The sequence below is a fragment of the Paenibacillus sp. M2 genome, from assembly GCF_046713495.1.
Taxonomy (GTDB): domain Bacteria; phylum Bacillota; class Bacilli; order Paenibacillales; family Paenibacillaceae; genus Paenibacillus; species Paenibacillus amylolyticus_B.
The window spans coordinates 946,665-961,777 of the sequence record NZ_CP169648.1; the positions used below are offsets into that span (position 1 = coordinate 946,665).

Annotated in this window: 6 protein-coding genes; all 6 read left to right on the forward strand. The window is 45.2% G+C overall.

What is annotated here, in order from left to right; translation table 11 throughout:
* Positions 1-2 precede the first annotated feature (2 nt).
* The 6 genes from ACETMN_RS04425 to ACETMN_RS04450 all read left to right on the forward strand — a co-directional run bounded on the left by ACETMN_RS04425 (position 3) and on the right by ACETMN_RS04450 (position 15,109).
* On the forward strand, positions 3-551 hold the full coding sequence (locus tag ACETMN_RS04425; protein ID WP_341072441.1) for a hypothetical protein: 549 nt from the start codon (positions 3-5) through the stop codon (positions 549-551).
* Between the two features lie 406 nt (positions 552-957).
* Positions 958-1,953 carry a phosphotransferase enzyme family protein gene (locus ACETMN_RS04430; RefSeq protein WP_341072442.1) on the forward strand — a complete coding sequence of 332 codons (996 nt, stop codon included), beginning with the start codon at positions 958-960 and terminating at the stop codon, positions 1,951-1,953.
* Between the two features lie 336 nt (positions 1,954-2,289).
* Positions 2,290-6,912 carry a non-ribosomal peptide synthetase gene (locus tag ACETMN_RS04435; RefSeq protein ID WP_091019655.1) on the forward strand — a complete coding sequence of 1,541 codons (4,623 nt, stop codon included), beginning with the start codon at positions 2,290-2,292 and terminating at the stop codon, positions 6,910-6,912.
* Between the two features lie 11 nt (positions 6,913-6,923).
* Positions 6,924-7,928 carry a TauD/TfdA family dioxygenase gene (locus tag ACETMN_RS04440; RefSeq protein WP_091019653.1) on the forward strand — a complete coding sequence of 335 codons (1,005 nt, stop codon included), beginning with the start codon at positions 6,924-6,926 and terminating at the stop codon, positions 7,926-7,928.
* A gap of 68 nt (positions 7,929-7,996) precedes the next feature.
* Positions 7,997-11,092, forward strand: coding sequence for a non-ribosomal peptide synthetase (locus tag ACETMN_RS04445; protein WP_091019651.1), 3,096 nt, complete (start codon positions 7,997-7,999; stop codon positions 11,090-11,092).
* Complete coding sequence (locus ACETMN_RS04450) at positions 11,093-15,109, forward strand: non-ribosomal peptide synthetase (RefSeq protein WP_091019649.1); 4,017 nt, start codon at positions 11,093-11,095, stop codon at positions 15,107-15,109.
* Positions 15,110-15,113: the final 4 nt, after the last annotated feature.

Genomic DNA, 15,113 nt, shown 5'->3' on the forward strand with positions numbered 1-15,113 from the left:
ATATGCGAAAAAAACAATATTTCACATCGGTTACGCTATTCCTGTTGCTAGGATGCATGGTTATGCTGACGGCTTGCGATGTTATAACCGCCCAGAATATTACCAACACTGGTTCTGTGCAAGGTATGAACGGGTTTGGCATGCCAAATGGTGGCGGTCTGGGCATGAACGGTGGAACATCGAGAGGTGGAAGGGGAACCCCGGGCATGAATAATCGAACAGGCAGTCCCGACATGACGCAAAGGATGATGAATGCCGACATTACGGGTAGAGTCATCTCCGTGAATGGAAACACAGTTACGCTGGCGTTACTTGAGGTGCAGGCCAACTCATCCCCAAGCATGGAATGGAAGGATACCGGAATGGAGATGAAATTGAATATAGGCGATGATGTTGATATCACTGAAGGCATGGGAACGCCTCGTTCGGGCAATTCCAACCCAAGTGCAAATTCGTCCATTCAAGTGTCTGATCTTCAAGAAGAAAACATCGTGATGGTGTGGTATACGGACAACACCGAGACGGTGGAACGGATGATGGTTGTCCAGTAAAAGATGATGGAGTTATCGTCATTTTGTAATTGCTTACATTTGGCCTATGGGTTATTATGGAAACAGCTGTTTTTTGAAGGGAGTGAGCGTCATGAAACGACGGTCTAAGATGGTATGTTCGATCACTACAAATAAGGTAAGAATGAACTGAATAATTTGGGCAGATCATTCAGATACAGTGTGGGACACTTCCGGTTTTCCAGTCGATCTGAGATCTGCTGATATATAGGGATATAACTGCTCATTTTTTTCTGGCGTATGCGAGGTTTATTTGCTTGTGCAAATTTCTCATACACTCAGAATTTTTAAAAGCCGCAGGCATAGCCTGCGGCTTTTTGCGCGCAAAAATAGGCATTCGTGTGCTATAAACGATCCACAAAAAAACGATCAAAAAGGAGAAATGCCCATGTTAACATTAAAACATTTATTTCAAAATAACGACCTTGCCGAGATGATTCTGAAGAATTGGAGTTATGATCCCGAATCGCTGGACATGTTTCAGTATTATCGCATCTCCTCCAATGCGGTGTATCCGTTTAGAGATCAGGGGGAAGTCCGATTGCTTCGATTTGCCCCGGTAGAGGAAAAAAATCAAATCAACCTTAGTGCTGAACTGGAGTTCCTCCGTTTTCTTCGAACGAATCATTATGGAGCCATGGAGGCTGTACCTTCTCATTTAGGGACAGCACTTGTAGAGGCTCACACCCCATGGGGAACATACTACGCTTCCGTATTCAAGCGAGTCCCCGGATCGCAGTTAGGGAGCATTCAACTGAATGACTCTATCCTGTACAGCTATGGTCAGGCATTGGGTGAGCTGCACCAGCTATCGCGTATATTCAAGCCTGAGCAGGAGGAGAAGCGGCGCTGGACCTATACAGATGTTTTGGATTGGATGCAGAAGATTTTGGAGGATTTTCCTGCGGAGACGGCTGCTCTGAACGAGGTAGAGCTTCTCCGAACGTATTTTGCAGCATGGCCGATAAACAAGCAAAATTTCGGGCTTATCCACTACGATTTTGAACCGGACAATGTCTTCTATGACGAAAAAAACCAGTCTTGTTATGCCATTGATTTCGATGACTCGATGTATCACTGGTACGCAATGGACGTGGAACAGAGTCTGGATAGTTTACGTGAGGAGATCGAGCCTGAACAATGGGAGCAGAAGAAACAATTGTTCCTGAACGGATACTGGTCCGAGACAGGAGAACGTTATGATCTGGAGAGTATGTTCCCCGCTTGTCGCCGTTTCGCCAACTTGTACGGCTATTTGCGTATGCTTCGATCTGTTGCAGAGCAGTGGTCACATGAGCCGGAGTGGATGAGCGGACTAAGAGCAAGATTGAGTCGGAAGATGACAGAACAGGCAGAGCAATTCGGAAAGGTAGTCAACAGCTAAGGTGTTCCAATTCATCCCAGGATAATCAAGATCCATGAGCACTGAATTTTGGAAACATTCACGTAAATCCGGTCCCGCGGTCAGATGCAGATTCTGGATCTATCACGGGACTTTTCAGTTTGTACGAACTTTACCGAATAATGGAACGGAGGTGGATAACTTGTAGAAAGATTGGTTGGGATTTTCATTATTTTCATATGGAATGGGTGATATTGATGTCGGAATATCTACATTTTTGTTAAAAAAACAAATAAAATAGTTATTGATTAAATATGGGTGGAATGATAAGTTGTAATTAACTTATTTTAGGATAAATTATATATAAAGGAGAATTAGATGGGAAATGTATGTGTTGATTTGCATCCTTTAACAGAGCATCAACGAAGAATATGGTACATGGAAATGTTATATCCAAAATCAGATGTATGGATGATTACATCCAAGATGAGCATACCGGAACCGATCGATTTTACCTTGCTAGAGCGGTCGATTAACAGGGTTCTGAAGAATAACGAACTGCTTCGAACTCGTATTGTACTGGATCAAGGTGAGAATAAACAATACATCCAACCTTATGAGTACAGATCACTCAAGCATATTCATGAAGATCCAGCCTTAACGGATGAGACATGGACGGAGTATGTGGATAACCATCCGATTCATGTACACAGTGAAGATCTATGTCAATTTTATACGTATGAGGGTCCTGGACAATACGGATACATCATTCAGATTCACCATATTATCTGTGATGGTCTGGGATTATTCCAGTTGACCGATGAGATTACGGCAACCTATCATGCCGAATTGAAAGATGATAATGCAAATAGAATGGAAACTACGATTCACGATTATGAATACTATATCAATAGTGAACAACAATATCTCGCTTCCAAACGCTATGCGAAAGATCAGGCCTTTTGGAGAGAGAAGTTTCATACGATTCCCGCATTTATGGAATTGAAAGCGCATAATCCCCTTCTAACTCACACCGCAGCCAGAAGAAAAACGATGAATATGGATCACTCCATGTATGTACGTTTGAAAGATTTCTGTCGTCAGAAGAATGTCAGCGTATTCACCTTTTTTCTCTCAACTCTAGCTATTCTGCTGAATAAACTCACTCACCAAACCGATTTGGTCGTTGGAACCAACTACGCGAACCGCACGAGTAAAACAGATAAAGACATGATTGGCATGTTTGTCACCACCATACCTGTCAGGATCGGGGTAGAACCCTCTGAAACCGTGTTAACCTTGCTGCAACGTATTTCCAATGAACAGAAAGAAATATTGCGTCATCAGAAATATCCGTATAATCAGCTGATCCGTGATCTAAGAGAGTCGCTCTCACTACCGGAACTGAACAGACTGTTCGGTATATCACTGGTCTATCGTCCAGAACGCTTTGACAAGATGCAAGGACATGATGTCTATATGGACAACAAGTTTAACGGACATGAGACGAATGATCTGCTTATCAACATTATTGAAAAAATCAATGAGGATCGTATCATATTTCAGATGGATTATCGGACCCAATTGTTCAGTGAACCGTTCATGGACAAGCTGTTCGATCAGTTTCTTACGGTCACGGAAGCCGTTCTGGAGCATTCTGAACAAAGAATTGAACAGATCAGCATTGTAAGCGAAGCCGATAAACAATCGATGCTTATCGAGTTTAATGATACCGAGGCGTCTTATCCTAGCGACAAAACGGTCATTCAGTTGTTTGAAGAACAGGCAGCTGCTACCCCTGAACATACAGCACTTATCCTGGGGGATAAGGAGATGAACTATGAACAATTGAATGCCAGAGCTAACGGCTTGGCTACGACACTGATCAGCAGAGGAATCAAGCAGCGAGAACTGGTAGGCATTATTGCAACCCACAGTATGGAGATGGTTATCGCGATTCTGGCTGTTATGAAAGCCGGGTGCGCTTATATTCCGATTGACCCCGAGTATCCTGATGAACGAATTCAGCATATTTTGAAAGATTCTCAGATAAGGTTTGTCCTGGTTAATCAGCGTATCGATTTGTCGGACAGTCTAGAAATCATTCATATCCGTGAAGATAATGATGGGCATTTACCAGCAGGTAATCTGAACTTGACCATAGATATGAAGGATCTGGCTTATGTCATCTACACATCAGGGTCAACTGGAGCACCGAAGGGTGTATTGGTGGAGCATAGGGGATTGACGAACTATATATGGTGGGCGAGTCAGACCTATGTTACTGACGGTAAAACGACTTTTTCCCTGTATTCATCCATCGCTTTTGACCTGACTATCACATCCATCTTTACGCCGTTGATTACGGGTAACACGATGATTATCTATAACTCGTCTCATAACAAAGCGTTGATTGCGGATGTTGTTCTGGATCCGCGAGTAGATCTGGTCAAGCTGACTCCAGCACATCTGCAATTGATTCAGGACATGAACATTATGGACAGATCCAATGTTCGAACATTTATTGTAGGTGGCGATAATTTGAGTACTTCGCTGGCTGCAAATATTACTCGGCAAAGTAAGCATGAGGTTACCATTTTCAATGAATATGGACCGACAGAGACAGTGGTGGGCTGTATGATCTATGCCTACGATCCTCATGTTGATCAAACGGAGTATGTGCCTATCGGCAAGCCTATTCAGAACACATCCATATATGTGTTTGATCAATCACTGCAATATGTTCCTGTTGGTGTTCAGGGTGAATTATTGGTTGGGGGAGACGGCGTGACCAGAGGTTATCTGAACCAACCCGAGTTGACGGGCAGAAAATACGTCGAACACCCGGATCGTCCAGGCGAGCGCTTGTACCGGACTGGGGATCTATGCCGGTTAAGAGAAGACGGTCAGATGGAATATCTCGGAAGAATGGACGATCAAGTGAAGATTCGCGGGTATCGAATTGAACTGGGTGAGGTCAAGGCAGCTTTTTTGAAAATCAAAGGAGTTCGGGATGTTGCTGTAAGCGTTAAGAAGGATCAGCAATCCCGTCAGTTATGTACTCATTACGTCAGTGAAGCATATGTAACCCGGAGGATGATTCGAGATACCTTGGCATCTCTGCTGCCGGAGTATATGGTTCCCACACATCTGATCAAGGTGTCTTCCATTCCACTTACGATTAACGGCAAGATTGATTACTTGGCGTTATCGATAGAGAAGCCACAATCGGATGAAGACAATGTGTATGTGGCGCCGAGTTCAAGCATGGAACAGACGATATCTGCCATCTGGTCTGAGATTCTTGGCCTGGACAAGGTGGGGGTGACGGACCATTTCTACGAACGGGGTGGTGATTCACTGAAGTTGATTCAGATCTATACCCGACTTTCCGAGATAGGTTTTGAGTTTTCGATTAACGATATGTTTAATTTCCCTACAATCCAAGCCTTAAGTTCACATCTGGAACAGGTCATGGAAGGAAAGGAAGGCATGATAAGCATGGAACACAAGACAATAAAGAGATCCAAAGTGGATGTATTGAACGGAATTATGGACAAGCCGATCTTCCTTTCAACAGAGATTGCGAGCGTTGATCCGGCGCTCAAAGGTGTGATGTCATTCAATCAGGAATCCCTGTGGCTGGTTGAACAGTTCGAAGGAAAGAGCACCAAGTATAACATTCCCGGACATGTCATTTTCGAAGGCGCATTCTCGGAAGAGGCATACGTCTATGCATTGAATCAGATCCTACAGCGGCATGATGTATTGAGAACGTATTTTGTTGTAGAGAACAATACACCTGTGCAGCGAATCAGACCTTACGAGCCTTTTGGCATAGAGGTCCAGTATACGCTGAGGGATGACTCCCAAGCTAGTCTGAAGCGTGTGATTGAAGAAGAATCCAAACACCAATTCAACCTGGAAACCGGGCCGATGTATTATTTTGGATTGTATCAGATCCATGCACAACAATATTTTTCCTATTTTAATTTTCATCACATTATCTTCGATGGTTGGTCGCAGGATATCCTCATGGCTGAACTGGGGTCATACTATAATGCTTATCTGAGGGGAGAAAATGCAGCAATAGAGCATTTGAGTATTCAATATTCCGACTATTCACATTGGCAAAAAGGTAAATGGATGACTGAAGAATTTCCGACAGTTCTGGATTATTGGCGCAACCAGTTGGGAAGTACCGTCAACCGATCGGTAAAAGTATTGCCCTATGACCGGGAGCCTTCAGTGAACAACGTGGATACCGGAGATATACTGCTCGCAGAAATTCCGATACAAACCATTGAAATGATCAAAAAGGCCGGTATGAAAAACAATGCCAGTCTGTACATCACCATGCTCACCGCCTACAAAATGTTGCTGTACTTTTACTCGGGTGAAATCGAGATCGTCGTAGGAACACCCGTCGCAAACCGGAATCGTGCAGAAGTGCAGAAGTTGATCGGATATTTCTCCAACAGCCTTGCCTTGAAGACGGTCATGGACCCGGAACAGTCCGTAAATGCCCAGATTATTTCGGTTAGAAATACGGTATTTGAAGCGTTTGATCATCAGGAGATGCCTTTCGGCAAGCTGATTGAACTGCTGAACCCGGATCGTGCTTCGGGGCTCACCCCGTTCTTCCAGACGTGGTTTGTACTTGATGTCAAAAATACGTACAACATCGAAGGACTAAATATTGCTCAGAATGAAATTTTGTGGGGACACAGCGGCAAGAGCAAGTGGGATCTGACATTAAATCTTATCGAAGCTGATCATGTAATGAATGTAGTGGTGGAATACAAAACAGAGTTGTTCGGCAAATCCACCATGAAGAGATTCCTGCATGATTATATGGCAGTAGTAGAGCTGATTGCAGCTGATTCCTCCCGGAGTCTTCAAGCTGTTCGTCATGATTGGGAGGTGATGGCCCACGAGTACAAGATGGTGTTGCTGAATAGCAGTAAGAGCAAAAAGAAATTTAACAAAATTAAATCCTAGGAGGATTAACGATGAAGAAGAAATTTGATAAAGGCGCGCAGATGGTCATCCAGAAAGAAATTGTGAAGCAATCGTTTCTGGAGGAAGGTCAGGAACTGCCGTTGGTAATCAAACCCAATGTAGCCGGTCTGGATCTGAATCAATGGTATCTCAACAATAAGGATACGGTAGAAGAGAAAATTTTGGAATATGGTGGCGTGCTGTTCAGAGGTTTTGATACTACCACACCAGAGAGCTTTTATGGGTTCATCGATGTAAGCTGCCCCGAACCGCTCAGTTATAAAGAAGGAGCGACACCGAGAACCCAAGTACAGGGCAAGGTGTATACATCAACGGAATTTCCGAACGAGGAGACTATTGCACCGCATAATGAATTGTCCTACGTCATGACATGGCCCAAAAAAATCTGGTTCTCCAGTATTGTTGTTGCTGATGAAGGAGGAGAAACACCTATTGTGGATGTACGGAAAGTATATAACCTCATTGATCCGGACATTCGGGATGTTTTTGCAGAGAAAGGCTGGATGTTGGTTCGAAACTATGGAACCGGATTCGGACAGACCTGGCAGTATGTTTTCCACACGGAGTCCAAGGATGAGGTCGAGCAATATTGCCTGGACAACAACATGACTTGCCAATGGAATGAGGATGGAACATTGACAACGAAGCAGGTGAGACCGGCTATTACGATCCACCCGGATACCAATGAGAACCTGTGGTTTAATCATATTGCCTTCTGGCATAGCAGTAGCCTGAACGAGGAAGTTCGCAACTTGATGCTCGAAGAATTCGGAGAGAGTGGCTTGCCATACCAGACGTACTATGGAGACGGAACTTCAATTGATGCTGATGTGGCTGCACATATTCGTCAGGCTTATGCGGATGCCACGATCGCCTTTCCATGGCAAGCGGGAGATATTCTTATGCTGGACAATATGCTGGTGGCGCATGCACGGAACCCGTACCAGGGAGATCGGAAAGTACTCGTAGCCATGGGAGAACCGGTGAGTCGTTAAGCCTCAATTGCGACTTAAGGAAAATACATTCGAACTGAAAATACATTAGAAATGTAGGAGGATTGAACATGGAAAATGTAATGCTGGGTTATCCCCTTTCACCACAACAGAAACGACTGCATGAACTGAATAATAACGGATTAACATCACGCGTCCCAAGTGTAATTGCTGTTAACATCAAAGGTGAGTGCTCAAATGGTCAGATTGAATTAGCCGTGAAGAGAATAGCCGAGAAATACAGCGCACTTCACACTTCCATAGAAGCCGATCCCAATTATGGGGTCCATCTTCAGAAAGTAGATTCGGAGACCAGAAGCCGATTCCGTACTGCATATTCGGATGAACCGATTCAGGAGCAGGATCTCCAAGGGCTGATCCGAAAGGAGTTGGACACATGGACAGGTGATTATTCACTGGAAGCCATTAACGTGGATCTGTCCGAACGTTCCAAATTGTTGATTCTCGCTTTTGATCCGCAATTCTCGGATATTGAACCTGCCGTTATTCTTGAAGACTTGTCTCAATTCATTGCGGCCGAGGTAGACCCTGAACTTTTGGAAGAAGAGGTACCGTATTATGCTGTATCCGAGTGGTTGAATGACCTGTTGACCAATGATGAGCACGCGGAGGAAAGAAGTTTTTGGAACAATAAACGGTTTGATCATGTTGATAAACAATTGTCCATGGTATCCGGTAGCGGAACCACGAGTATTACGATGGCAAGTTTCCCTGTGGCAGGGTCACCAGAATTGTGGGCTGAACTTGAGAAGGTAGCAGAGAAAACTGGAAGTACAATAGATAACGTTGCGCTCGCCTGCTGGAATTTGACTTTGCATCTGCTGGGCGAGGATAAGGACCTAACGGTTGGCGTACATACGCGTGGCCGACAAGATGAGGATTTGGAGAAGGTTGTCGGTGCATTGAATCGATACGTACCTCTGTACTCGGGCTTGAAAGAGGACGACACGCTGGCTCAGTTTTTCCAAAGAACGACGAGTGAAGCGAAAGATAGTGCAGAATATGCAGATTATTTTGACTTCAAAATGTTTAGCAAATCGGATTCGAGTCAATCTGTGTTCTCCTATGGATTCGAGAGTCGGGATGCATCATCCGTGGTGGAATCGGTTGGTTACACATTCTTGGTTGTGTATCAGTCGGAACAGATTGAACCGGTTCACCTTGGACTTAACATCCAGCAATACCCTGAACGTAGAGATATCGTTCTTCGATATAACAAGGAAAAGTACACTCCGACAGAGATTGGCTACGTAGCAGATATATTCACACATATTTGCAACAAGGCCTATGTCAATCTGGATGAAACCGTATCGTCCAACATCATCCCTGATCATCTGACATTTACATTGCAATCGATTCTTCAAGGAGAAGTTCGGGAATATGCAACTTCTACATTGATAGAGATGCTGGACGAGCAAGCCTCGAAGACACCAGATCAGATTGCGATTGTGTCTGGTAAAACACTGCTTACGTTCCGGGAGATCCATGAGAAGTCCAAACAGCTTGCCCATTATCTGCATCGGACAAGAAGTGTCGGGCATGGAGATGTAGTCGGGGTAAGCGTGGAGAGATCTCCTGAGCTGGTCATAGCCCTTGTGTCTGTGCTTCGGGCAGGGGCAGCTTATGTACCACTTGATCCGGATTATCCGAATGAGCGATTGTCCTATATCTGTGAGAATGCCCACATTGAAACGGTGCTGTTGTTGAATAAAAACAATGAACGGCTCAATTCCCTTTTTGCCAATCCTGTATTTCTTGAAGAAGAAGGTGAGGCCATTGCGACCGAGCCCACAGACGCACCGGCAATCGGAGTAGATGCCAGAGACATCGCCTATATCCTCTATACTTCCGGTTCCACAGGCAGACCCAAAGGGGTCAAAGTGTCACATCAGGCCATCAGCAACCATATGCATTGGATGAACAATGAATTTCCACTGAGCGGGGAAGACGCTGTATTGCAGAAAACATCAATTAATTTCGATGCATCAGTATGGGAATTCTATGCACCGCTCACTACGGGCGCAAGGCTGGTTCTTGCTGAGCCGGACAAGCATGCTGATCCCGACTATCTGCTCGATATTATTCATAAGGAACGAATCACGACGTTACAGGTTGTACCTACCATGCTTCAGGCTTTGGTGGAAAAAGAAGCGCTCTCTTCAGCACCGTTAAAAAGGGTGTTCAGCGGCGGAGAGAGACTGGGAATTCCACTCCAGAAGGCTTTCTTCGATAGATCCAACGCTCAGTTGATTAACTTGTACGGCCCAACTGAGGCGAGTATCGATACGACGTACCATATCTGTGACAGGGATAACGTTCATGAAACGATCGGCAGACCCATTCATAATACGAATCTGCTCGTGCTCGACTCGAACCTGAATCTTGTCCCGCCAGGTGTTGCCGGAGAGTTATATATCAGCGGGAAGGGCCTGGCAGATGGATATGTGGATGAACATCTTAATGATCCGGCTTTCCTGACACATGCTTATACGCCGGACAAGGTGATGTACAAAACCGGCGACAGAGTGCGTTATTTCCCTGATGGTCATATCGAATACATTGGCAGGGTTGACCGGCAGGTGAAGTTAAGAGGGTATCGGATCGAACTCGGCGAGATCGAGAAGGTTCTAAATGAACACCCTCATGTGCGACTTGCAGCGGCGAAGTTGCAAGAGAAGACTGAACCATTGCTGGCTGCCTATGTAGAACTGGATACCGATGGAGAGATTCAGGATGTCAAACAGTGGATTTCATCCGCACTTCCCGAATATATGATTCCGAACGTCATCCAGGTACTGGAGCATTTACCGCTGCTGAGCAATGGGAAAATTGATTATCACGCCCTGCCGGATGTGGATATCAGTTCCGAGGCGGAATATGCCGCACCAACGACAAGCGTTGAGCAGATTGTTGCCCAGATCTGGAGAGCGGTATTGAAGCGGGAGCAGATTAGTATTGATGAGAACTTCTTTGCACTAGGAGGGCATTCGCTTATCGCAACGCAGGTCATCTCTGGAATCAGACAACAGGTAGGTGTTAATCTGCCGCTACGTAAAATATTTGATGCGCCTACCATTCGTGAATTGTCCGAAGTGATTGAGAATCTGTTGTTGGAAGCGAATGGATATTCTGCGGAGGGTAATTAAGTGAAAAAATCAGGTGCAGTAATAAACAAAAGCGAACTGATTGATCGAATATTAAGTCAGATGAATGTGACCAATACAGTACAGCGCACTTCTCGTGACATAAATCGCTTTCCGCTATCTTTTGCTCAGAAGAGGTTGTGGCTTCAGCAGCAGATTGAGCCAGCAAGTACGGCTTATAACATGGTTTTTGCCAATGAGATTATGGGAGAGTTCGATAAGTCTGCATTCGAACAAGCTATCGGACTGCTGGTGGAGAGGCAAGAGGCATTACAAGTTCGGATGGATGCCGAGGAAGGCATACCTTATCAATATATTCAGGAAGACCAACCGGATTATGAATGGGTTGATATATCAATGTATCCGGGCGATCAGGCTGAAAGGCAGATTGTAGATGGAATTGAAAGGGCCGATGGCCCTTTTGATTTTACCCGGGATAGATTATGCAGATTCAAAGTATTTAAGCTGAACGATCACCGCCACATTTTTGTTCTGATGATGCATCATATCATCTCGGATGGTCAGTCGATCGAGATCATACGAAGAGACCTGTTATCTTATTATGAACATTTCCGCGGAGTGGGCCCTTTGCCGACATATGACGCATCCGCGACCCAATATATAGATTACGCAGTATGGCAGAATCAATTACTGGAAAGTAAGGAGTTTGCTAATCAGAAGAGGTACTGGATCGATCAACTGAAGGGGCACTCCTATACGCTCAATTTGCCATATGACCATGAACGTCCACAGAAACGGAGTGAAGAGGGGATATCAATATACTTCACGATTCCGGCACCTCTTACCAGCAGATTAAGAGAGATTTCGGAGAAGCATCATTCCACGTTATTTATGGTGATGTATACCTGTTTTGCGATTTTGTTACGCAAGTATTCGGGTGAAACGGATCTGATGATTGGTACGCCTGTCTCCAATCGGCCACAGTCCGATCTGGAGAAGATCGTGGGTTTCTTTGTTAATACACTGGTACTGCGAAGCCGTATCAATGATCAACAATCATTTCTGGAGCACCTGGACGCTTCCAAAAATACGATCCTTGATGCATTTGACCATCAGGATGTACCGATTGATCTATTGTTCGATGACCTGATCCAATCTAGAACCACAGGATATTCGCCATTGTTTCAGGTCATGTTCAGTCTGGGGAAAGCGGGCCATTTTGAACAGAAAGATCAACAGGCTGTGTTCAGGGAGATCAAGCTGAAGCAGATCAACACATCCAAATTCGACATGTCCCTGGATTTGACGGAAGATCAGGATGTGATTAAGGGTACGTTTGAATGCAGTCGGGATCTGTTCCACGTGAGTACGATCGAACGCTGGGCCAGTAATTTTATAGCGTTGCTTGAACATATTGTGGATTATCCAGGAAAGCCAATCGCAGAGGTTGAAGCCGTTAGTGATGAAGAACGACAGAAAGTTCTATATGAATGGAACGATACCGTAATGGATTACCCTGATCATCTCTGTGTACATCACCTGTTCGAAGCATCTGTAGCCCGAACCCCGGATCAAGTGGCTGTGGTATATGGGGAAGAACAATTAACTTATCGTGATTTGGACCGCCAAGCGAATCAATTGGCTCATCTTCTGATCGAAAAGGGAATCGGACCTGACAAGGCGGTAGCCATTGGCATAGAACGTTCGCTGCATTTGCCCATTGCCCTTCTAGCCGTGTTAAAAGCGGGAGGAGCTATCGTGCCTCTGGATCTGGATGCACCTGTCGAGCGTAACCGTCACATGTTAACAGACTCGGAAGCGTCGATCTGTCTCATCAATACGAATGCGTTGCCGATTCCCGAGGATGTTGCCCTTCTGATCGACGTATCTCAGCCTGAAACATATACGGACAAGCCGATGACAGTTCCACAGTCACAAGTAGGGCCTGATCATTTGGTAGCTATTTATTATACGTCAGGCACTACAGGGAAACCGAAGGGGGTATCTGTGCTGCACCAGGGGTGGGTGAACCGGATCTGCTGGATGCAGCATCAATTCAAGCTGGAATCCCATGAAACGGTACTTCAAAAAACAACCCTGACCTTTGATGATGTCGGTCTTGAATACTTCTGGACATGGATGGCAGGGGCAAGGGTTGCCTTGTTGGAGCCAGGATTCCATCGTGATCCGTATGCGATTATTCAAGCTTTGAAGCAATATGAAGTGGCCATCGTCTTTTTTGTTCCGAGTATGTTGAAAATGATTTTGGAGCGAATTGGTGGGGCGGATCTGGAGCAGTTAGCGTCATTACGGGAAGTATTCTCTAGTGGAGAGGCATTAAAGCCCGAGATGGTTGCAGCGTTCCACAACCATCTTCCCAAGCGTAATCTGCATAACAGTTACGGGGTAACCGAGGTTTCCATTGATTCGACCATTCATATGAATGTGCAAGTAGAAGGTCGCCGTGCTCGAAGAAATATATCCATTGGTCGTCCAATCGGGAACAATTTCATCTACGTTTTGGATGAAATGCAGAATCCGGTGCCCATCGGGGTTCAGGGCCATTTGTATATTGGTGGTGTTGGGCTGGCGAGGGGGTACTATGGAGATCCCGTGAAGACCGGACAGGCTTTCTTCGTGAACCCGTTTACGGATGGAAGGATATACAGGACGGGTGACATTGCTTATTACGACGCCACTGGCAAATTATATATTGTCGGTCGAATAGACAATCAATTGAAGATCAGAGGCATGCGTGTAGAGTTGGGGGAAATCACCGATGTAATCTCCAGACACGCTGATATTCAGGAGTGTGCGATGCTGGCTGAGCGATGGGGAGAAGATGAAGAACTTTCACTGAGTTCCTATATACAGCTGACTCCATCTTCTAAGATTCTCAGTACGGACCTTCGCAACTTCTGCCGAACCCTGCTGCCAAGTCACATGATTCCCTCACGTTTCATTACGATTGATCATATTCCGCTGAACAGTAACGGTAAGTTGGACAAGGCGGCGCTGAAGCAGCTGGATCATGGCACATTGAAGGATTATATTGCTGCCCCGCAGGATGAGCTGGAAGAAAAGGTCATGCAGATCTTCATGGATATCCTTGGTGTGGATACCGTGCATCTTCATGAAAGCTTTTTCGATCAGGGTGGCCATTCAATCAAAGCGGTCCGTTTAATGGATGTTCTGAACAGAACATTTCATACCGAGCTATCCGTGATCACTCTGTTTGATTACTCCACCGTGACCGAGATTGCACATATCATTCGGGAGGGGAACTTTCCTCAAGACCAATCGTTTGTTGTGTTGAAAGAAGGCGGCCGTAAAGATGAAACCCCGCTGTTCCTCATTCCAACAGGTGGTGGCAATCTGATCAATTATTATGAGTTGGTTAGTCAACTGGAAGGATTGAATATTTACGGGTTTGTACCAAAAGGATATGAAAATGACGAAGAACCGCTCTATACCATCCAGGAGCTGGCTCACTATTATTATGGTGTTCTTACACGATTCAATCCGGTAGGCCCGTACCGATTACTGGGTTGGTCCTTTGGTGGCAATGTGGCATTTGAGATGGCACGGATCATTGAAGATGCGGGACAACAGCTGGAGTGGTTAATCATTCTGGATGCACCTGCCCGAAGCCATGAACGGGATGTTCGTCCAATAAATAAGATGGAGGCTCTTGCCGAATTAGCACACAATAACGGATATGAGTTCAAGCGCAATACTGACTATGAGGAACAGTTAAAAGAAGCCATGAATCACTTCCCAGGTGAAAACACGCTTAGACATCTCAAAGTGCGTTTGGCCAATGAAGTGGCCTTTGATAACTACTATTCAGCAAAACCGATTCAGTCCGATATCCATCTATTGTACGCAACCGCTCAGGATGAACGAAGTCCTGTTCCGTTAACGGATGCACAAGTTTGGCATGCCAAGACGACAGGTATATGCACTTCAATTCCGATTCCAGGTCATCATGAGAATCTGATCGACTACAATCATGCAGTGAATGTGGCCCAATATGTGAATCAAATGGTGAAGGGATGATCAG